Genomic DNA, 21420 nt, shown 5'->3' with positions numbered 1-21420 from the left:
GTGCGTCAGCCCAGCGGGTCGGCGTCGTGCCAGGTGGCGTCGGCGGCGTAGCTGCCCGGGTTGTCCCAGGGGTTGCCGCCGCCGTTGCCGGCGATGTAGACCGCTTCGGCGTAGTGGCGCCAGTAATAGCCGGGGTAGTTGAGGGATTCCAGCGATACGGTGCTCGCGCCGCCGTTCAGCGGGGGTTGTGCGCAGAAGGTCGCGTCCTGGTGGAACAGCGTCGTGTTGTCGTTCGGGGATCTTTGCAGGCGGTAGCCCGCGTGCCGGAGGAATTGTCCCGGGAAGTTGACCGACTCGAACGAGTAGCAGCTCGTGTCGGCGAAACCGGCGCGCACGGTGAAGGTGGCGTCCGCCCGGTCGGTGGCGGGGCTGCCGGTGGTGATCACGTCCGTCCGGGCCAGGGCGTCGCGGTGGCGCAGGTAGCGGTTGTCGTAGCCGGCGGTGGTGACCCGGAACGAGCGCTTCTGCCCGACGGCCAGGCCGGCCCCGCTGCGCCACAGCGGCGTGGAGACCGCCCAGGTGGCGTCGTGGGCGAAGGGCCCGCCGGTGTCCCGGTCGACCCACACCTCCGCGTTGCGGTGGCGCAGGTAGTGACCGGCCAGGTTGGACGCCTCGAGGGAGGTGCCGCCGCCGGACAGGCCGGGTCGGGCGCAGAAGGTGGCGTCCGCGGCGAAGGTGCCGCCCGTGTCCGCCTCGTTGTAGACGCGGTGTCCGCGGTGCCGCAGGTACCGGCCGGGGAAGTTGCGGGACTCGAACGAGTGGCAGGCGGCGTTCGCCAGCCCGGGGCGTACGCGATAGGTGGCGTCCTGGCGGTCGGTGGCCGGGCTGCCCGCGGTGATCATGTCCGTTCGCGCCAGGCCGTCGCGGTGCCGCAGGTAGCGGTCGGTGTAGCCGGGCGTGGTGACCCGCAGGGAGGCGAGCCGGTCGGTGGGCAGGACGGTGCCGTTCGCCGCGCCGAGCACCCGGAGGTTCACCTCGCGGACGCGGGTGAAGTCCATCTTGCGGACCTTCCGGTCGTACGTGAAGAAGCCGTTGAGCTCCTCCTCCACGTCCGTCGGTTCGGTGTAGACGGAACCGGAGAGGCCGTTGCCGGTGATCAGGTCGGCGAGCTTGCCGGTGATCTGGACGTAGCGGTCGGTCAGGGCGGTGGAGTCGGGCAGCCATTCGTACGCGAACTTGCCGGCGGTGGGCCACTCGTTCCCGGGTACCCGCAGGCCCAGCCCGCCGTACTCGCCGTTGACCGCGATCCGGGTGGCGGTCGGCGCGCGGGTGATCCCGGGCCCGACGTACATGTGGTCGTCGATCACGTCGCCGTTTCCCGGGTCCGGGTCGGAGTCGCAGCAGTTGGAGCCGGAGTTGTGGTTGACCAGACGGGTCGGGTCCCAGGCCTTCACCGTGTCGGCGATGCGGCCGGCGTCGTACTCGCCCCAGCCCTCGTTGAACGGGATCCACTGGACGATCGACGTGATGCCCTTGTGCTCGTCGATCATCTCCTCGAGCTCGCGCTCGAAGCGCTGGCGGCCCGCGGCCGAGGGCTCCCGGCCGCTGGCCAGGGCCGGCATGTCCTGCCAGACCATCAGGCCCAGGCGGTCGGCCCAGTAGAACCAGCGGTCGCTTTCGACCTTGATGTGTTTGCGGACCATGGTGAACCCGAGCGCCTTCTGCTGCTCGAGGTCGAAGCGCAGGGCGGCGTCGGTGGGTGCGGTGGAGATGCCGTCGGGCCAGTAGCCCTGGTCGAGGGTGCCGAGCTGGTAGAGGAACCTGCCGTTCAGGGTCGGCCGCAGCACTCCGCCCAGCATCGCCTTGCCCAGCGAGCGCATGCCGAAGTAGCCGCCGACCACGTCACCGCCGGCGAGGGTGACCTTCAGGTCGTACAGGAAGGGGTCGTCCGGGCTCCAGAGGCGGGCGTCCGGGACCGGGACGCGCAGGGGGGAGCCGACCGTGCCGGTGGCCGTGCCGACCACCGTGCCGCCGGTGAGCACCTGGGCGGTGACCTCCCGGCCGTCGGCGTTCGCCGCCTGGACGACCAGGTCGAGCCCGCCCGCGGTGACGTTCGGGGTGGTGTCGAGGCGGGTGATGTGCGCGGCGTGCGTCGGCTCCAGCCAGACGGTCTGCCAGATGCCGGAGTACGGCGTGTACCAGATGCCGCCGCGGCCGAGGCGCTGCTTGCCGACCGGGATGTCCTGGCTGTCGGTCGGGTCCCAGACGCCGACGATGATCTCGTTGGCGCCGGGCCGCAGCGCGCCGGTGATGTCGTAGGAGAACTTGTCGTAGCCGCCCTCGTGCGTGCCGAGCAGCGTGCCGTTGACCCAGACCTTGGACTGCCAGTCCACCGCGCCGAAGTTGAGCTGCACGTGGCGGCCGGACCAGCCGGCCGGGACGGTGAAGCTGCGGCGATAGTACGAGTGGTCCTGGCGGCGCATGATGCCGCTGAGAGCGCTCTCGATGGGGTACGGCACCAGCACCTCCTCGCCCAGCTGCGTGTTCACCGGCGGGCTGTCGAGGTTCGTGGCGCCGGCGAACTGCCAGACGCCGTTGAGGCTCTGCCACTCGGGCCGGGTGAGCTGCGGCCGGGGGTATTCCGGGAGCGGGTCGGCGGTGGACACCTGGTCGGTCCAGGGCGTGCTGAGCGGGGGAGGTTTCGGCTCGAAGCCGCTGCGGGCGGGGTACGCCGTGTCGGCGGGCAAGGCCGCGGCGGGGGACCGGGTGGCGAGGAGGGCGCCGGCCGAACAGGTCAGTACGGCGGCGATCACGGCGAGCGGGCGGCGCCAGGATCCGGGTCGAGGGGCGGTCACGGCGGTTCTCCTCCGGTCGGGAGCCTCAGTAGGCGCTGGCGAGGTCGGCCTTGGCGTTGCTCCGGTCGTACTCGCGGTCGCTGATGATGATGTCCTCGGGGATGGGCTCGCCGGCGAAGAACCTGGTCGCCGTCTCGAAGGCCAGCGGGCCGAACCGCGGGTTGGACTCGATCACCGCGTCGATCCAGCCGTCGGCGATGGCCTGGACCGCGCCGCGGGTGCCGTCGATGGAGACGATCCTGACCTCGCCCTTCCGCTTGCCCGCGCCCTTGAGCGCCACCTGGGCGCCGAGCGCCATCTCGTCGTTCTCGGCGTAGATGCCGTCGATGTCCGAGTTGGACTGCAGTAGCTGCTCGGTGACCTTCTGTCCCTCCTCGCGGGAGAACTGGCCGGTCTGCTCGAACACGATCGCGATGTCCGGCGCGATCGTCGCGATCCGGTCCTTGAAGCCCTTGGTGCGCAGCGTGGTGACGTTGTTGCCGGGCGCGCCGAGCAGAATGGCCACCGAACCCTTGTTGCCCAGCGCGGCGGCCATCTTGTCGGCGGCCCGCTTGCCCTGCTCCTCGAAGTCCGACCCGATGAAGGTCAGATAGTCGGCGCACGGGGTGGCATTGATCTTGCGATCGATGGTGATGATCGGCACCTTGCGGGCCGAGGCCTTGGCGAAGACCGAGTCCCAGCCGTCGGAGTTCAGCGGGGCGACGACGACCAGCTGCACGCCGGAGTCGATCATCTGCTCGACGTCGCTGATCTGCTTGTTGAACTGCGAGTTCGCGTTGGTGATCCGCAGGTTTCCGGCCGGGATGCCGCGCCGGGCGGCCTCGTCCTTGATGGACTTCGTCTCGGCGATGCGGAACGGGTTGGCCTCCTTCTCCGACTGGGAGAACCCGATCTTCGCGGTCGTGAGGTCGAGCTTGCGAGCGCCGAACCGGTCCAGCGTGCAGGTCTTGGCGCCGGGGGCGGCGGACCGGACGACCTGGGCGCCGGCGGAGGGATCGGATCCGGCGGGGGTGGAGGTGCCGCCGTCCTCCGCCTTGGCGCAGGCGCCGGCCAGCAACAGGGCCGCCCCGAGTGTGACGACGGCCGGCCTCCAGCGGCCGGGCATGGCGCTCATGGCATGTGCTCCTCGAGATAGACATCGAAGTATTTCCATACGAGAACACATTCACGCACTATCAAACTTTTCCTGTCAAGATGCCGGGCGGAACCGCCCAGAAATGAACGTGCCGTACTGCTAGAGGGTCTCGCCTGGGGCAAGGGTTGTAGCGTCGTGGCATGGCTTCCCGTGGGATCCGTGATCGCTTCCGGGCGCAGATGCGCCAGGAGGTCAAGGAGGCGGCGCTGCGACAGCTCGCCGAGGGCGGGCCGCAAGCACTCTCGCTCAACGCGATCGCCAAGGAGCTGGGCGTGTCCGGCCCGGCGCTGTACCGGTATTTCGACAACCGGGACACGTTGCTCACCGAGCTGATCCTCGACGCGTACGCCGACCTGACCGCCGCCATCACGGCCGTGCCGCGCCGGCAGGACGACCTGGCCGCGGCGTACCGGTCCTGGGCACTCGCCCAGCCGCACCGCTACCGGCTGCTCTTCGCCGCGCCGCTGCCCGGCTACGACGCGCACGACCCGCGCCTGGTGTCGGCGGCGCAGCAGGCGATGAAGGTCCTGTTCGAGGCGGTCGGCCCGGGACCCGAGCCGGAGCCGGCGCTGGCCCGGCAGCTCGCTGCCGGCGTCGGCGAGGCGGACCCGGCCGTCCTGCTACGCGCGATCACCGCGTGGAGCCGGCTGCACGGCCTGGTGAGCCTGGAGATCGAGGGCAACTTCCGGTCGATGGGCCTCGACCCGGACCTGATCTTCGCCGCCGAGCTGCGGGCGCTCGCCGCGATTGATCAGTAACTGACCTTCCGGATGAGCACCCGGATGCCGCACCATCCACGCGGTCGGCGAGAACATCTGAGCGTGGAGTGATGCGACGTGCCCCCAACGGTCCGAGTGGCGGTCCTCTTCGGCGGGCGCAGCACCGAACACGACGTCTCCTGCCGGTCGGCGGCCGGCGTGGTGCAGAGCCTCGACCGCAGCCGGTACGAGGTGGTGCCGGTCCGCATCTCCGTCGAGGGTGAGTGGATCGTGGGCACCGACCGGGCCACCGCGGAGGTCGACGAGGCGGTGCTGCGCGCGATGACGCCCGAGCCGGACGGCTGGCGGCCCACGCTCGTCGAGAGCCTGTTCCGCGCGCTGGAGGCCCTGCGCGACGTCGACGTCGTCATGCCGATCCTGCACGGCCCGTACGGCGAGGACGGCACGGTGCAGAGCGTGCTGGAGCTGGCCGGCATCCCGTACGTCGGCAGCGGCGTCCTGGCCAGCGCCGCTTCCATGGACAAGGAGTTCACCAAGAAGATCCTCGCCGCGGAGGGCATCGGGGTGGCCGACGGCGTCGTGCTGCGCGGCGATAACGACGCCGTGACCGCGGCCGAGCGGAGCCGCCTGAGCCTGCCCGCCTTCGTCAAGCCGGCCCGCGGTGGCTCCAGCATCGGCGTCTCGCGGGTGGACGACTGGGCCGAGCTGCCCGCAGCCGTCGAGGCGGCCCGGCTCTGCGACGCCAAGGTGCTCGTCGAGGCCGGCGTGCCCGGACGCGAGATCGACGTGGGCGTGCTCGAGTTGCCGGACGGGCGGCTGGTCGCCAGCCCGCCGCTGGAGATCCGGGTCACCACCGGGTTCTTCGACTACGACGCCAAGTACCGCGAGGGCCGCACCGAGTTCTGCGTCCCCGCCGACGTCGACCCGGACACCACCGAATGGCTCGGCGCCGAGGCGATCCGGGTCTTCCGTACGCTCGGCTGCGCCGGCCTGCTGCGCGTCGACTTCTTCGTCGACCCGCACCGGGGGCTGACCGTCAACGAGGTCAACACGATGCCCGGGCTCACCGCGATGTCGCAGTTCCCGCGGATGTGGCAGGCGGCCGGCACGCCGTACCCGGAGCTGCTCGATCTGTTGATCGCGACCGCCCTCGCCGGTGCGAACCGGCCCGCCGCGGTCAGATGAGGTCGAGGCCGGTCGACTCGCGGCGCCACAGCAGGCTGCACAGCACCTCGAGGCCCCGGTTGAGGTGCCGGCGGTAGGTGCTGAAGGGGAGACCGAGGCGCTCCGCGGCCGCCTCCTGGGTGGGCGCGCCGCCGAGGTAGGTGGCGACCAGCGCCCGGTGCTGCTTGCCCTGCCGCGGATCCGCGCCCAGCGCCTCCAGAGTGGACTGCAGCACGTCCCGCAGGGCCGACACCGGCTCGGCGGAGGCGTCCGACGTGACCACCATGCGGCTGTGCACCAGTGGGTTGCCGGCGAGCAGGTCCGGCCGGCGCCAGGCGCGCAACGCGTCCCGGACCGCCACGTCGAACTCGGGGCGGGGCAGTGGCTCGACGACCGCCGGGCCGTCGGCGAGAGGGGCCAGGACCGCATCGTGCCGCAACGGGTCGCGCCACTGCACCTCGGTCCGGACGGCGTTGCGGACGAACGGGCGCACCCGCACACCGCTCGGACCGCTCTCGGCGTACGGCAGGGCGCACAGCCACCGGAACAGATCCACGGCGTCACCCTCGGCCACCGTGGCACGCAGCAGCATCTCGGTGGTCGTCTCCGCGTACGCGCAGATCTCCAGGGCGTGCCGGTGCGCGGCCGACGGCAGCTCGCCCACGACCTCCTGCACCACGGCCTGCGCCAGCCAGAGGCGGATCTCGTCGTCGTCCTTGCCGGTCCCGGCCGCCTCCACCGCCAGGCGCAGGGCGAGCGGATTGCCGCCGGCCAGTTCGGCGAGGAACCGCTGGCGGCGGCGGGGGATCGCATACCGGTCCAGCAGCATCTCGGCCTCGGTGGGGGACAGGTCGCCGACCTCCAGGACGCGCAGGACCTCGTTCCAGCCCGGATCGGCGGTCCACTCCACCCCGGGCGGCGTACGGGCGGCGAGCACGACGACCGTGCCCACCGGCAGCCCGGGCAGGAACTCCTCGCGCAGCCACCACTCGACCGGCTGCCAGTGCTCGAACTCGTCGACGAGCACCACCGGGCCCGGCGCGCCGGCCGGAGTCGGTGGCATCGCCGCCAGCAACGCCGGGATCAGGCCGCCCGGTTCGAACCGGTCGACCCGGATGACCTGACGGCGGGTCCGCTCCGCCTCGACCGCGTAGCGCCGCAGCAGCGTGGTCTTGCCCGTGCCGCCGGCGCCGTGCAGGTAGAGCACGGTGAAGACGGCGTCGCCGGCGAGGGCCGCGCGGAACGCGGCCAGTTCGGCCGCGCGGCCGACGAAGGCCCGATCGCGTGCCGACCGGAGGTATTCCTCCAGCCGCGTCACCGCCTGCTCACCGTTCGCCATGCTGGGCTGCGTACCTCCCCGTCCCGACCGTCGCGCCATTCTTCCCGCCCGCCTGTATCGTTTTCGTCAATCGCGTCCACGCGCTCGTCGATCCAGGTCAGGCGCCTGCCATTATTGCTCCGTCCGCAAAGTGGTGGCGGTTCGGAAACTGTCTGTGACGGGGGTCGAATGACCAGTAAATGGCCTTCAGAATGAACAGGGCCGTCGGCCACCATCCGCCGGGTGTCGATTTCCACGCCGGCGGATGCCCGGCCCGCCGCGGCGATGGCGGAGGCCGTCGTCGACCTGAACGCCATCGCCGGCAACACCCGCCTGCTCGCCGCGACGGCCGGTCCGGCGGGGATGATGGCGGTGGTCAAGGCGGACGGCTTCGGTCACGGCGCCGAGCAGGTCGCGCGTACGGCGCTGCGCCACGGCGCCACCTGGCTCGGCGTGGCCTCGGTGGCCGAGGCGCTCGCCCTGCGTGGGCGGGGACTGACCGCGCCCATGCTGCTCTGGCTCTACTCCCCGGCCGAGACGTTCGAGGAGGTCCTCGCCGCCGGGATCGACGTGTCCGTCGGTGCGGTGGAGGCGCTGCAGGCGCTCGCGGACGCGGCCGAACGCGCCGCGACGGTGGCGAACGTCCACCTCAAGCTCGACACCGGGATGTCCCGCGGTGGTGCGCCCGTCGAGGAATGGGCGCAGCTCTTCGCCTGGGCGCGCAAGTTCTCCGGCGCCGGGCTGCTGCACGTCCGCGGCCTCTGGTCGCACCTGGCCAACGCCGAGGACCCGGACGCCCCCGGCCTGCGGGCGCAGCTCCGCGAGTTCGAGCGGGGCCGGGAGGCGGCGGCCGCCGCCGGCCTCGAACCGCCGATCGTGCACCTGGCCAACTCGGCCGCCGCGCTGCATCTGCCGCGGGCCCGCTACGACCTGCTGCGCGCGGGGATCGCCCTCTACGGCGTCGAGCCGGTGCCGGGCCGGTGCTTCGGGCTGCGGCCGGCGATGACCGTACGCGCTCAGGTCCTGCTCACCAAGCGGGTGGCGCCGGGTACCGGAGTCTCGTACGGTCCGGACTTCGTCACCGAGCGCGAGACCACCCTGGCGTTGGTCGCGCTGGGCTTCGCCGACGGCGTGCCGCGCCAGGCGGCCGGGCGGGCGTCGCTGGCGGTCCGCGGGGTGCGCTGCCCGATCGCCGGGCGGGTCAGCATGGACCAGGTCGTGCTGGACGTGGGCGACCTGCCGGTCCGCCCGGGCGAGTACGCCGTCATGTTCGGTCCCGGCGACGACGGCGAGCCGACCGTCGCCGACTGGGCGCACTGGGCCGGCACGAACCCGCACGAGATCCTCACCGGCATCGGGCCACGGGTGACCCGCCGGTACGAGCTCAGTAGTGGGCGGTGATCCGGCGCGCCGGGCCGTCGACGGTGATCCGGCCGCCGTACGGGAGCACCCACTGCGGATCGGTGTGCCCGAAGTCCACCCCGAAGACGATCATCGCCTCGGGGTGGTACGCGGCGAACGCCTCGAGCACGGCCTCCCGCTGCTCCTCCCGGTAGGCGGCCCGCCGTTCGAGCGGCCGGACGTCGAAGAGCGCCGTGGCCTTGGCGGTGGCCAGCACCACGGCCGGAAACTGTTCCAGCAGGCCCCGCTCGCCGAAGTCGCGCAACATCCGGAAGACGCTCCTGGCCGGCGGCATCTCCTCGGAGGTCTCCAGCAGCAGGACGCATCCGGCGTAGTCCTCGACCGGCCGGACCCATCGGTCCGCGGCCAGCGTGGGATGCAGAGACTCCAGGCAGCCACCCCAGGTCGGCGCGGTCACCACCCGCTCCGGGCGGTGCCACACCCGGCCGGGGCTCGGGTACGACGGCACGGTGCCGGTGAGGGCGACCGGGTCGGCCCAGTTCAGCTCCTCCTCGCGGAACTCCCCGACCGGTGTGATCTCCAGGTCGCCGCCGTCGAAGAGGGCCGCCCGCAGGGAGGCGGAGATCTCGGGTCCGACGCCGGTGGCGCGGCTCAGGAACATCATCGTGGACATGCCGTGATAGCCGGCGACGCCGTGGTGCCAGAGCCAGTTCAGCAGGTTGGTGTTGTCCGAGAAGCCGAAGAACGGCTTGGGATCGGCCCGGAACACGGCCGGGTCGAGGTGCCGCAGCACGGTGATCTGGTCGTCGCCGCCGATGGTCGCGAAGACCGCGCGGATGCCGGGGTCGGCGTACGCCGCCATCAGGTCCGCGGCCCGCTCCCGCGGCGACGAGTGGCGCCGCGTGGTGGGGAACTCCACCGGCTGCAGCCCGAACTCCTCCCGCAGGCGCCGCATGCTCCGCTCGTGCACCGCCGGGAACTCGGCGGGTGCGGCGAAGGACGGCGAGAGGACCGCCACCCGGTCACCGGGGGCCAGCTTCGGCGGAGGAGTCAGTTCGGGACGCATGCCGGGTATTCAAGCATCACGCGAGAGGCCGGCCCTCCATCGGTGGAGAGCCGGCCCCGGGGTGCGCGTGGGTCAGCCGCCGATGCCCAGCTCGGTACGGCCGCCGATCTTGCCGCCCTCCGCCGTTCCCGCGTAGCGGAACAGCTTGCCACTGGAGTTCTCGGTGACCAGGAGGTCGTCGTGCTGGTCCGCATCGAAGCGGCCGAGGGTGAGCTCGCTCATGCCGTTCCAGCCGCCGGTGCCGATCTCGACCCGCCCACCGAGCGTCCCGTTGGCGTTGACGGGGTAGAAGAACAGCTTGCCGGTGCTCTTCTGCACGGTGACCAGGTCGTCCTGCTCGTCGCGGTTGATCTTGCCCCCGGTGAGCTTGTCCATGTTGTTCCAGCCGCCGGTGCCGAGCAGCACCCGCGCGCCGAACGCTCCGCCGGCGGCGGTGCCGGGGTAGAGCCAGAGCTTGTCGGAGGAGGCCTCCACGGCGATGAGGTCCTCGTGGGCGTCGCCGTTGAAGCGGCCCGCGGCCAGCTTCTCCATGCCGTTCCACCCGGTGCCGATCTCGACGCGCGCGCCGAGGGCCGCACGGCCGGTGCCGGGGTAGAGGTACAGCTTGCCGGTGCCCTTGTCCACCGCGATCAGGTCGTCGTGCTCGTCGCGGTTGAACTTGCCCGTGGTGAGCTTGTCCATGGTGTTCCAGCCGCCGCCGATCGCCACGCGGGCGGCGAACGCGTCAGCCTTGGCGGTGCCGGGGTAGAGCCACAGCTTGCCGCTGCTGAGCTCGACGGCGAGCAGGTCCTCGCGAGCGTCGCCGTTGAACGAGCCGGCCGAGAAGTTGACCAGTCCGCGGGGGCGCTTGTGCCAGCCCAGCTCGGGCTTGGCGGCGCACGGCTCCTGGACGGCGTGGGCGGCGCCGGTCTTCGCGGCGTCGAGGATGCCCAGGCACTTGCCGCTGTTGTTGTTCTTCAACCGGGTCAGCCCGGTGCTGTCGGTCTGCGGTGCCCACAGCTGTTCCTTGCCGCCGTTGCAGGTCCACTGGATGGCGTGGGCGCTGTCCTCCTTGGACCCCGAGCCGATGGCGAGGCACTGGCCGCTGCGGCTGTTGCGCACCTCGAAGTAGCCGTCCGCCTTGGGCAGGAAGACCCAGCCCTGGTCCTGGGCGGCGCTGCACTGCCACTGGATGATGTGCTCGCCCTTCTTCAGCGAGCCGCTCGGCACGCCGAGGCACATGCCGGTGTGGCCGGCCTGGAGCCGGTCGGGCAGGTCCGGCCGGATCTCGTACTGTCCCTGGCGGACGAAGGCGGCGACCGCGTCGGCGTTGCCGGCCAGGGCGTTGCGCGCGGCCAGGGCCAGGTTGCGGTTGCCGGCCTTCTCGGCGCGGGTCTGGACGTCCTTGGCCTGGCGCCGGTCCTCCGCCTCGACGGCCTCCAGGGCCTTCTGGATGTCGCGGTCCTTGGCCTGGTGGATGCCGGTGTCGATGAACGCCTTCCAGGCGGCGGGGTCGAGGTTGCGCGCGGCGCTGATCGCGGCGACCTGGACCTCCGTGCCGTCCGCCTCGTGGTTCCAGACCGAGACGACGAAGTCACGATCCGGCATGCTCAGCAGCTGCTCGGTGACGGGCAGGCCGATCCGGTTGGCGGCGAACTGCTTCGCGGCGCGGGCGCGGGCCGCGGCCTTCTCCGCCTCGGTCTTCGCCTGGTCGTCGGCGATGCGCTGGTCGGTGTCCTGCTTGGCGGCGGCCGCCAGGCCGGCGGCGATGAACTCGCGCTGCTGCTCCGCGGTGCCGCCGACCGCAGCGGCCGCGGCGGCCTTGACCTTGGGCCACTTGGCGTCGTTCTCGACGCGCGTCCAGATGAGCCGGGCGAAGTCGGCGTCGGTGCCGCCGAGCATGGCCGCGTCGGCGACGACGTCGATGCTGGCCGCGGCGGCGGCGCGGGCCTGGTCGGACAGGCGCTTCGCCTCGGCCTCCCGCTTCTCGCGCTCGATGTCGCGGTCGTACGCGGCGAACACGCCGGTGGTGATGAACTCGTAGCAGGCCTCGCTGGTGGCGTCCGGGTTGACGTCGTCGGACATGGTGCCGTAGGCCTGCTCGGCGGCGGCGCGTACCTCGAGGAAGTCGCCGTTGTCCTTGACGTGCTTCCAGATCTCGATGACGAAGTCGCGGTCACCGCGCTCCACGAGGGCCGTGTCGTCGCCGCGGCCGAACTTCACGGCCACGGCCAGCTTCTGTTCGTACGTCGCCAGGCCGGCGTCGGCCTCGGCGGCGGCCAGCACGCCCGCGGTGACGGGCGAGGCCGGGGCCGCCTGGGCGACGGAGGGCAGGGCGGTGGTGAGGGTGACCGCGGCGAGCCCGGCGGTGAGCAACCGCCAGTTCGACGCGCGGGTCGAGGCTGTCATATCAGTGTTCCCCCGATGAGAAGGCGAGCGGCAGCGCACGCGCCGGTGGCTACAGGCGGGCAAGCCTCGGCGCGGGTGGCAGGAATGGCTGTCGTAACGATGCGGTGCCGGACGTCGGCCGGCGATGCAGTGGCAGACCGTAGCGGCGACGGGGTCGTCAGGCAAGAACGGGAGGTGAGTGGCTCACCTCTCAAAGTGCATCGATGCAGCTCAGGGGCGTCTGCGTGGGCGCCGGGCACCGATCGGTGTAGATCTTGTCACTGTTCCATGTTTAGATGTCGCGCTCGTGCCGGCGGGTCGGCAGGGGTCGCATGGGGTGTGCCGCCGACAAATCGTGACGCGATGGTGCCGGCGGTGTCCCGGGGAATCCAGCGCGCGGCCGCATCGATTTCGGCGCCGCGGAATTCCCTTTCGCCGGGCGGTCCCGGTGAAGAAGATCACGATCACTATGAGATAGCCGCGGGAAGTCTCCGGACCGTTATCCATAGTGGACGCCCGCTGGGTCGAGGATCGCGATGACCAGCGCATTCCACGGTGCCCTGAGCTTAGTGGGCAGGCCGCTCACCGGCCCGATGATCTTGCACTTCCGGACTGGATCGCCGTGTGTAGCATGCCGGCAGGGGCGGCGAGCCGGCCGGCTCTACACGGGGAAATCAACGCTTTCGGAAGTGACTCCATGCTCCTGTCAATTGTCGTTCCGTGCTTCAACGAGGAAGACGTCATCGAGCTTTTCGATGAGAGAATCCGCGCGACGCTGGGCCGGCTCGGCGTGGAGTACGAGCTGTGCTATGTCGACGACGGCAGTGCCGATGCCACCCTGGACCGGTTGCGCGCCCTGGCGAGGCGGCACCCGGACAGCACGCGTTACGTGTCCTTCAGCCGCAACTTCGGCAAGGAGGCGGGCATGCTCGCCGGTCTGCGGGAGGCCACCGGCGACGCCGTCGTGCTGATGGACGCCGACCTCCAGCACCCGCCGGAGCTGATCCAGCGGATGATCGAACTCCACCGCCGCGGTCACGACCAGGTGGTGGCGCGGCGGACCCGCGACGGCGACCGGTGGCTGCGCAGCCTGGTGAGCCGGCTGTACTACCGTCTCATCAACCGGATGGTCGACGTCGAGCTCACCGACGGCGTCGGCGATTTCCGGTTGCTCTCCCGCGCTGCGGTCGACGCCCTGCTCTCGCTGCCGGAGTCCAACCGCTTCTCCAAGGGCCTGTTCTCCTGGATCGGCTTCGACACGGTCACCTTCGACTACCGCAACGTCGCGCGGGAGGCCGGCGCGACGAAGTGGCGGTTCGGCGCGCTGCTCAACTACGGCATCGACGGCCTGATCTCCTTCAACAGCCGTCCGCTGCGGCTGGCCATCTACGTGGGCCTGGTCCTGGCGGCGCTCGCCGGCCTCTACGCCGGGTGGATCACGGTGGCCGCGATCGCCGGTGGGGTCGAGACGCCCGGCTATGTGACCCTGCTGGTCGCCGTCGTGGGCCTCGGCGGACTGCAGATGGCCATGCTGGGGCTGATCGGCGAGTACATCGGGCGGGTCTACTACGAGTCGAAGCGCCGCCCGCACTTCCTGATCAAGGAGACCAACGTGCCCCGCGAGGCGTTCGGCGGCAAGGGCGCGGGCGGTCAGGCCTTCATCTCACCGCGCGCGACCGCGCCGCAGGAGCCGGGCGCGGACAGCCGGGTGGCGGCCGCGGGGCGGGCCCGCTGATGCCGGTCCAGCTGGCCCAGCTGGTCAAGTTCGCCGTGGTCGGTGTGATCAACACCGGCACGTTCTACGTGCTGTACCTCGCGCTGCACACCTGGCTGCCCTACTACCCGGCGTTCGTGATCGCGTTCCTGATCAGCATGGTGGGCTCGTTCTTCCTCAACACCTACATCACCTACCGCACCCGGCCGACCTGGCGGAAGTTCCTGCTGTTCCCGCTGACCAACCTGACGAACTTCGTGGTCACCTCGGTGGGCGTCTTCGTGCTGGTGGAGTGGTTCGGGACCGGCGAGCGGATCGCTCCGCTGGCCGCCGCGGCGGCCGCCATCCCGGTCACCTTCCTGCTCTCGCGCCGCATCCTGACGCACCGGGACGCCGCCGCCGGCGCGGACGACGGGTCGCTGGAACCCGGCCGGCCCCGTGCTCTCGCGCGCGGCCGCTGACCCGTACGGCCGTCACCTTCCGGCGGGAACGCCCCGCTCGTCGTCCGCCGCGTCGTGCACGGGCCACCGTGGCTGCGGCAGCTCGGGGCCGGCGGCGGGCGAGCGGCGCCGGTCGAGCCGCACCGCGAGCCTGTTCCACAGCAGCCCCGCCAGGAGCGCGGCGAGCGCCAGCGCGCTGACGAACAGTCCCGCGCGGAGTCCCGGTGGCTGGTAGGAACAGTCCACCCGGGACGCCCCACCCTCCAGCGGTACGCCGAGGAACCCGTGGAAAGACGTCGGCGCGACGGCACCGCGGCGGTCGGTCGAGCACGTCCAGCCGTCGACGGCGGTCACCTTGATCACGGCCATCCCGGCACTGGATGCGGGCAGCACCGCGCTGATGGTGTGCCCGCCCGTCTCGACCCGGGTCGCGCCGGTCGCCCGCAGGCGTGCCACGGCATTCGCGAGTTTGCCGCGATCGAGGCAGCCCAGCACGTCGCCGGACACGTTCTGGGTGCGCGCGGCGCTCACCTCGAGCCGGACCTCGCCCGTGGCGGGCACGGTGCCCAGGAACCGCAGCGGATTGCTGTTCATCGCCTCGCTCCCGGGGAAGCGGAGATCGAACTGCGGCCCCCGCACCCGCCCGGCGAACCAGCTGTCGTAGAAGTACGCGTCGCTGCCCGGGGTGCAGCGCGCCGAGAACACCGTGCGGGGATCGCCCTTGCGGGCCGCCGGGATGCGCCAGCCGTCCGCTGTCCGGACGGGCGCCGGGCCCGCGGTGTGCCGCAGTTCGGGTACGTCGTACACGGTGGCGCCCAGCAACGCCTGCTGACGGGCGTAGACGGAGTCCGTGACCGCGCGGCCCGCGGCGTCGCCGGGGTGCACCGTGACGAGCGGTGCCGCCGGGCCCGCGGGGGTCAGCGCGTAGCCCCCGGGACGCGGTTCGAGGTAGGCAATCACGCCCATCAGCGCGCGGGTCACCGGATCCTCGGGGCTGTGGATGTGCCGTCCCCGCATGGTCCAGCTGATGCCGATACCCTGGAGCGCCTCGGCGGTCTTCGCTGGCAGGTAACTGCTGTAGTAGCGGGCGCCCTCGCCGCGGAGCAGGGCGGGGTCGTTGTTGGCGAAGCGGTGCGGCCCCGTCTCGGTGCGCTGCTGCGGCCACTGCCGCGACCGTTGGACGTCGGCGAAGGCCGCGCGGGTCGCAGCCTCGGTCATGCTCGGCAGCGGGTCGAAGAACGCAATGGTGGAACGGATCGCGTCCGGGGCGTACGCGGAGTAGGCCGTGCCGACGAAGACCCCGGCCGCCAGCACCGTCGCGGCACCGGCGCGGGCCCAGGCGGCCGCCCGCCGCCGATCCTCCCGCCGCCAGTGCAGCACGAGCAGCGCGCCCACCATCGCGGGGCCGCCCACCAGCACCGTGAGCCAGGTCCCGCCCCGGACGGCGGGTTGGTTCTGGCAGAGCAGCAGGATGGCCGCGGTCAGGCCGCCACCGGCGAGCAGGGCGACGGGATCGGGCCGCCGGGCCAGCGACAGCCAGGCGATCATGACAAGCAGGCCGGTGATGACGAACGACGCCCGGTAGGGGCTGCCGTTGGGCAGGGCGAACCCGTGCCAGAGCAGGATGCCCGGCCGCCAGAGCTGGGACAGGGTCACCAGCGTGAGGAGCGACAGCCAGACCAGTCGCTCCTTCGGCGCGACCTTGCGGTGGAACGGGAAGGCCGCGACCAGCAGCAGACCGAGGATGCCGATGAAGATGTTCGGCATGGCGGAGTCCGCGCGGCCGCCCGGCAGGAGCTGGGCGAGGACCGCGAGAGCGTCGGGCGTGCCCCGGTAGGTGGCCGGTGGTGGGGGCTGGGAGCCCTTGCTGGCCAGCATGCTGACGGTGAGGACGGGGGCGGTGAGCAGCACCCCGACCAGTGTCATGACCCCCGCCCGGAGCAGCGTGACGAACCGGTCACGCAGCGGACCGCCGGCGAGGATCAGCCGGGCCAGCAGCACCGCCACGGCGGCGATGGTCGCCATGGCCGCGGTGTAGAAGTTTCCCGCCCAGGCGAGGGCCACCAGCAGGCTGCTGAGGGCCCAGTTGCGCCCCCGCAGGCACCGGTCCATGGCGAGGAGGATGAGCGGCAGGCCGACGATCCCCCACATCCACATGGGGTCGTAGGTGCCGTCGTTGACCACCCAGGCGGACAGCCCGTAGCCGACGCCGAGCAGCGCCCGGCCCCAGGGCGAGCCGGCCCGCAGCCGGCCGAGGAAGACGGTCATCAGCGCGGTGCCGAGGCCGATGCTGAACAGCGTCACGAGGAAGACCGGCAGGTCGACCAGGTCCCGCGGGAAGAGGCCGACGAGCCAGGAGAACGGGTTGCCGAGGTAGGTGACGAAGTCGCCGAGGAACGGCACGCCGTAGCCGCTGCTCCAGTTGAACAGGAGGTCACCGCTGGCCTCGCCATGCTCCAGGTCCCACAGCATGGCATGGAAGGGGATGAACTGGTTGGCCAGATCGTTCACGGCTCGGGACTGGTCGCCGAACGGATAGGTGTCCCGGGCGAACAGTGCGAGGCAGTAGGACGCCATGGCCAGCACCGCGCCCGCGGTGGCCGCGCAGCCCTCGGACTCGCGCCACCGCCGGCGGCGGCCGGCCGTGTTCCCAGTGGACGACAAAGCCACTTCCCCCCGTGGTGATGGCTGACTTCCCGTGCGCCGACCGACCCTACTTCACCGCGTCATCCGCCCCTTCTGGCCGCGGGCGGCGACCCCTTCCCGGGGCATGTCGCGGGGCAGCCGGTCGGGCACGAGGGCCAGGGCCAGCGCGCTGCCGGCGACCATCAGCCCGGCGCAGATCAGCGTCGCCGCCCGGTACGTCGGTGCCAGCGCCGCCGGGTCGGTCAGGTCGCCGGTGCCGATGCCCGCGGCCAGCGGCAGGATCGCGACGGCGAGTAGGCCGGCCGCCCGGGCCACGGCGTTGTTGACGCCGCTGGCGACGCCCGCGTGGGCGTCGTCGAGCGCGCCCAGGGCCGTGGCGGTCAGGGGTGCCACCAGCAGGGACAGGCCGAGACCGAAGACGATCACCGGGGGCAGCACGTCCGCCGGGTACGACGCCGCGGGGCCGACCCGGGACAGCCACACCAGGGCCGCGGCGCAGACGAGCGGGCCGGCCGTCATCGGGATGCGGGGGCCGATCCGCCGGGCGAGCCCGCCCGCGCGGGCCGAGAGCAGCAGCATGAGCACCGTGATCGGGAGCAGGGCCAGGCCGCCGGCGAGCGGGCTGAAGCCGGCGACCACCTGGAGGTTCAGGACGACCAGGAAGAACACGCCGCCGAGGGCGGCGTAGACCAGGAACGTCACCAGGTTGGCGCCGGTGAAGGCCCGGGAGCGGAAGAGGTCCAGCGGCAGCATCGGGTGCCGGGAGCGGTGCTCGGCGACGACGAAGCCGGCCATGCCGAGCGCGCCCACCGCCAGCGACGCCAGCACCGCCGGGTTGCCCGGGCCCTGCGCCGGCCAGGCGGTGAAGCCGTAGGTGAGCCCGCCGAGGCCCGCCGCCCCGGTGAGCACGCCGGTCACGTCGAGCTCGCGCGCGGCCGCCGGGTTCCGGGACTCGGGGACGTGCCGCGCGGTCACCACGAGCACGAGGGCCGCGATCGGGACGTTGATCAGGAAGATCAGCCGCCAGTCGGCGACCTCGACGAGCCAGCCGCCCAGGAACGGGCCCAGTGCCCCGCCGATGCCGCCGAGCCCGGACCAGGCGCCGATGGCCCGGGACCGGTCGCCGGGCACGAACGACGCTTCGAGGATGGCCAGCGCGCCGGGAGTCAGCAGCGCGCCGCCGATACCCTGCAGGACCCGGGCGCCGACGAGCAGTTCGGTCGTGGGTGCCACGCCGCACAGCAGGGACGCCGCCGCGAACCAGGCGACGCCGACCGCGAAGACCCGCTTGCGGCCGTACCGGTCGCCGAGGGAGCCGCCGAGCAGGATCAGGGCGGCGAGGCTGAGGGCGTACCCGTTGACGGTCCATTGCAGACCCGCCGCGTCCGCGCCGAGATCCCGGCCGATCGCGGGGAGCGCGATGTTGACCACGGTGCCGTCGATGAACGCGAGGCTCGAACCGAGCACGGTCGCCACCAGCACCCAGCGCCCGGCGGCGCTGCGGTACCGCACCTGCCCGGGCTCCATGGGTGGGACACTACGCGGTCGATCAGGCCGTCAGCGGCAACGTTCGCTCCATCCGTACGGGCATCGGCGCCGGCAGGGCGGCGCGGGCGGCGAGCATGGCGGCGGTGGCGGCCGCCGCGGGCACGGTGGCGGCGCATTGCCGGCGCCGCAGCAGCGCGCCCAGCCGGGCCTCAAGCTCCGCCCGGTGGTAGGGCTTCGTCAGGTAGTCGTCGGCTCCGGCCTCGACCCCGGCCCGGATCCGCTCGCCGTAGACGTCGGCGCTGACCAGCATGATCGGGAGGTGGGCGGTGGCCGGGTCCTGCCGCAGGGCGTGGCACAGGTCGATGCCGGACGTGCCGGGCATCCGTACGTCGAGCAGGGCCGCGTCGATCCCGCCGGCCTCGACGGCCCGCTGCGCCGATGCCGCGTCGCGGACCGCGACGACCTCGTGCCCCAGCCGGCGCAGCGCCAGAGTGAGAAGCTCACGGTGGTCGGCTTCGTCGTCGGCGATGAGTACGGTCGGCACAGCGGGCACCTCCATCCGGGTTCGGGTACGAACGACTGTTCGGCGTACCCCGCCGACGGCTTAGCCGTTTCGCCGTGACCGTCACCTCAGGGCGCAAAACGCCCAGAAGTCGCGAGATCAGTCGCGTCCGGCGACCGCGTCGTGGATCATGGCCGCGCACGCCTCCATGGGGTCCTGGTCGCTGACCCCCAGATAGTTCTTCGTGGCCGCCACCGCCAGGCCCAGGTCCGGGTAGAAGCCGGCCAGGCCGCCGCCGTTGCCGCCCCAGCCGATCCGCCCGGACTGCTGGGCCACGTAGCCCAGCGTCTTGGGCAGGTCGCCGCCGATGGTCCAGTCCGGGCCCTCGGTGCAGACCGCGGTGATCAGCTTCAGCCGGTCCGGCGAGATCAGGCGTACTCCGTCGACCTCGTCCATGAGTGCGGCGTACATCCGGGCCATCCCGCGGGCGCTCACCGTGGCCACCGCCGGGATGTCCGTGCGCAGGATGTCGCGGCGGTTGCCGAGCGCCGGGTCGGGGCGTACCGCGGGCGGCGCGACCTTGTCGAAGTTCTCCAGGTTGGCGCTGAACAGGTCCAGCGCGGTGGTCCAGTTGCGGTCCTTCAGCCGGGCCACCCGGTGCAGCTGGTCCGGGGGTACGCCGAAGAACAGCTCACGGTCCGCGCCGAGCGGCCGGGCGATGTCCTCGGCGAGCACCCAGGAGATCGGCCGGTTCACGACCCGGCGGACCACCTCGCCGAGCAGCCAGCCGTACGTCCACTCGTGGACGCCGTGCCGGGTGCCGGGCGGCCACAGCGGCGTGGACCCCGCGATCGTCCGGCACATCCGGTCCCAGTCCAGGAAGTCCTCGGCCGTGGTGTACGACGGCAGCGCCGGCACCCCGGCCGCGTGCGACAGGACGTGCCGCAACGTCGTGTCCTGCTTGCCGTGGCGGGCGTACTCGGGCCACACGTCCGCCAGGCGCAGGTCGTAGTCGAGCTGGCCGCGCTCGGCGAGGACGTGCACGGCCGTGCTGGCCAGGCCCTTGCCGGTCGCCGGGCTGAAGAAGGTGGTCTCCGGGGTGACCTGGGCGCCGGTGGACTCGTCGGCCACCCCGGCGCAGGCGTTCACGATCAACCGCCCGTCCAGGTAGGCGGCGACCTGCACGCCCAGCTCCCGGCCGGAGCCGACGAGCGCCTCGGCCCGGCGCTGCACCCGCGTCTGCAGGTCCCTCCAGTCCCTCACGCCCCCAGCATCGCGCACGCGGGGGTGGCGGCGGGGCAGATCGGGACAGCTCAGGGGTGGGGTTAACCCTACCTCCGATCCGGCGGCCACCGGGATCGGTTCGCGAGCCCGCCCTGCCTACCGTCTAGGACATGACCACCACCCTCGTCCCGGCGGCACATCAGGCCCCGCTCCGCCGCGTGCTCCGGCAGGTCGGCCTCGACACCCAGTTCATCCTGCTGGGGTTCCCCCTGGGCCTGGTCGCCGTGGTGGCCGGCTTCACCGGCCTCACCGTCGCCGTCGGCACGGCCGTCATCTGGGTCGGCGTGCCGATCATGGCCGGCACGCTGATGCTGGCGCGCGGCCTGGCCACCGTCGAGCGGGCGCGGATCGCCCCGGTGATCGGCTTGCGGCTGCCGCATCCGTACTACAAGCAAGCGCCCGCGGGGGCGGGCCCCGCCCGGCGGTTCCTCACGCCGCTCGCCGACGGCCAGGCCTGGCTCGACCTGCTCCACGCCATCCTGCGCTGGGTTCCGAGCACCGTCGCGTTCTGCTTCGCGGTGACCTGGTGGGCCGGCACGCTCGGCGGCCTCACCTATCCGCTCTGGGAGTGGTCGCTCCCGCGCGGCCCCGAGAACTCCGACCTGCCCGAGTTGCTGGGGCTGGGCGACGCCACCTCGACCCGGATCGTCTTCCACCTGGCCATCGGCTTCTTCTTCCTGGGCACGCTGTATCCCGTCCTGCGCGGCTCGGCGCTGCTCGAGGGACTGTTCGCCCGCGCCCTGCTCAGCGGCGTCAACGAGCTGCGCGAGCGGGTGGCCGAGGCGGTGGCCGCCCGCGACACCGCCCAGGCCCAGAAGGCCGCCGCCGTCTCGGCCGAGGCCATCGCGCTGCGGCGGCTCGAACGCGACATCCACGACGGTCCGCAGCAGCGCCTGGTCCGGCTGGCGATGGACCTCGGCCGGGCCGAGCAGCAGTTCGCCACCGACCCCGACGCCGCGCGCGCCACGGTCGCCGAGGCCCTGGCGCAGACCCGGGAGACCCTCGACGAGCTTCGCGCGCTGTCCCGGGGCATCGCCCCGCCGATCCTCGTCGACCGGGGACTGCAGGCGGCGCTGACCGCGCTCGCCGGGCGCTGCACGGTTCCGGTCGACCTGGACGCCCCGCCGATCGGACGGCTCGACCCGGCGGTGGAGACGACGGCGTACTTCGTGGTGGCCGAGGCGCTCACCAACGTCGCCAAGCACAGCCACGCGGCCGAGGTGCAGGTGAGCGTGCGCCGGGAGGCCACCGGGCTGACGCTCACGGTCGCCGACGACGGGGTGGGCGGTGCGAGCCTCGCCAAGGGCCACGGCCTGGCCGGTCTCACGGACCGCGTCCAGGCGCTGGGCGGGGTGATGGACGTGCGCAGCCCCGCCGGAGCGGGCACCACGCTCACGGTCGCGCTGCCGCTGTAGCGCCA

General features: G+C 72.3%; 15 protein-coding genes. 6 read left to right on the top strand and 9 right to left on the bottom strand.

The features are described 5' to 3' along the window. Nucleotides 1-5: 5 nt before the first annotated feature. Nucleotides 6-2795, bottom strand: a complete 2790-nt coding sequence (locus tag IEY99_RS21790; protein ID WP_229799082.1) for an AbfB domain-containing protein — start codon at nt 2793-2795, stop codon at nt 6-8. Nucleotides 2796-2820: 25 nt separating this feature from the next. Next, the gene (locus tag IEY99_RS21785; RefSeq protein WP_189205888.1) at nt 2821-3909 is read right to left on the bottom strand and encodes an ABC transporter substrate-binding protein; all 1089 of its coding nucleotides are present in this window, start codon (nt 3907-3909) and stop codon (nt 2821-2823) included. Nucleotides 3910-4070: 161 nt separating this feature from the next. On the opposite strand from IEY99_RS21785, the gene IEY99_RS21780 reads away from it, so the two are divergent. Further along, nucleotides 4071-4688 carry a TetR/AcrR family transcriptional regulator gene (locus IEY99_RS21780; RefSeq protein ID WP_189205887.1) on the top strand — a complete coding sequence of 206 codons (618 nt, stop codon included), beginning with the start codon at nt 4071-4073 and terminating at the stop codon, nt 4686-4688. Nucleotides 4689-4766: 78 nt separating this feature from the next. Next, entirely contained in the window at nt 4767-5834 is a 1068-nt protein-coding gene (locus IEY99_RS21775) for a D-alanine--D-alanine ligase family protein (RefSeq protein WP_229799080.1), read from the top strand. Here the strand turns inward: IEY99_RS21775 and IEY99_RS21770 are convergent. Further along, entirely contained in the window at nt 5827-7152 is a 1326-nt protein-coding gene (locus IEY99_RS21770) for a P-loop NTPase family protein (RefSeq protein WP_189205886.1), read from the bottom strand. The genes IEY99_RS21775 and IEY99_RS21770 overlap by 8 nt on opposite strands. Nucleotides 7153-7374: 222 nt before the next feature. Between IEY99_RS21770 and alr the strand changes: the two genes are divergently transcribed. Next, nucleotides 7375-8532, top strand: coding sequence for an alanine racemase (gene alr / locus IEY99_RS21765; protein WP_229799078.1), 1158 nt, complete (start codon nt 7375-7377; stop codon nt 8530-8532). Here alr and IEY99_RS21760 read toward each other — a convergent pair. Continuing rightward, entirely contained in the window at nt 8516-9559 is a 1044-nt protein-coding gene (locus IEY99_RS21760) for a S66 family peptidase (RefSeq protein WP_189205885.1), read from the bottom strand. The genes alr and IEY99_RS21760 overlap by 17 nt on opposite strands. 72 nt (nt 9560-9631) lie before the next feature. After that, the gene (locus IEY99_RS21755) at nt 9632-11947 is read right to left on the bottom strand and encodes an RICIN domain-containing protein (protein ID WP_189205884.1); all 2316 of its coding nucleotides are present in this window, start codon (nt 11945-11947) and stop codon (nt 9632-9634) included. A gap of 676 nt (nt 11948-12623) precedes the next feature. On the opposite strand from IEY99_RS21755, the gene IEY99_RS21750 reads away from it, so the two are divergent. Then, complete coding sequence (locus tag IEY99_RS21750) at nt 12624-13661, top strand: glycosyltransferase family 2 protein (RefSeq protein ID WP_189205883.1); 1038 nt, start codon at nt 12624-12626, stop codon at nt 13659-13661. Then, nucleotides 13661-14101: a GtrA family protein gene (locus IEY99_RS21745; RefSeq protein WP_189205882.1), complete on the top strand. Its 441-nt coding sequence runs from the start codon at nt 13661-13663 to the stop codon at nt 14099-14101. Before IEY99_RS21750 ends, IEY99_RS21745 begins: the two co-directional genes overlap by 1 nt. Nucleotides 14102-14113: 12 nt before the next feature. On the opposite strand, the gene IEY99_RS21740 is transcribed toward IEY99_RS21745, so the two are convergent. The 4 genes from IEY99_RS21740 to IEY99_RS21725 all read right to left on the bottom strand — a co-directional run bounded on the left by IEY99_RS21740 (nt 14114) and on the right by IEY99_RS21725 (nt 19979). Next, nucleotides 14114-16744 carry a YfhO family protein gene (locus IEY99_RS21740; RefSeq protein WP_189205881.1) on the bottom strand — a complete coding sequence of 877 codons (2631 nt, stop codon included), beginning with the start codon at nt 16742-16744 and terminating at the stop codon, nt 14114-14116. Nucleotides 16745-16798: 54 nt separating this feature from the next. Next, the gene (locus IEY99_RS21735) at nt 16799-18253 is read right to left on the bottom strand and encodes a DHA2 family efflux MFS transporter permease subunit (RefSeq protein ID WP_189205880.1); all 1455 of its coding nucleotides are present in this window, start codon (nt 18251-18253) and stop codon (nt 16799-16801) included. Between the two features lie 22 nt (nt 18254-18275). Continuing rightward, nucleotides 18276-18758 carry a response regulator transcription factor gene (locus IEY99_RS21730; RefSeq protein WP_189205879.1) on the bottom strand — a complete coding sequence of 161 codons (483 nt, stop codon included), beginning with the start codon at nt 18756-18758 and terminating at the stop codon, nt 18276-18278. A 117-nt stretch (nt 18759-18875) separates the two neighbouring features. Next, complete coding sequence (locus IEY99_RS21725; RefSeq protein ID WP_189205878.1) at nt 18876-19979, bottom strand: serine hydrolase domain-containing protein; 1104 nt, start codon at nt 19977-19979, stop codon at nt 18876-18878. 131 nt (nt 19980-20110) lie between these two features. Here IEY99_RS21725 and IEY99_RS21720 point away from each other — a divergent pair, with 131 nt between their 5' ends. Then, nucleotides 20111-21415: a sensor histidine kinase gene (locus tag IEY99_RS21720; RefSeq protein ID WP_189205877.1), complete on the top strand. Its 1305-nt coding sequence runs from the start codon at nt 20111-20113 to the stop codon at nt 21413-21415. Nucleotides 21416-21420: the final 5 nt, after the last annotated feature.

This window comes from Couchioplanes azureus (genome assembly GCF_014648355.1).
Lineage (GTDB): Bacteria > Actinomycetota > Actinomycetes > Mycobacteriales > Micromonosporaceae > Actinoplanes > Actinoplanes azureus.
The sequence above is the reverse complement of the archived record's forward strand: the minus strand, read 5'-3'. Positions and strand labels throughout refer to the sequence as shown.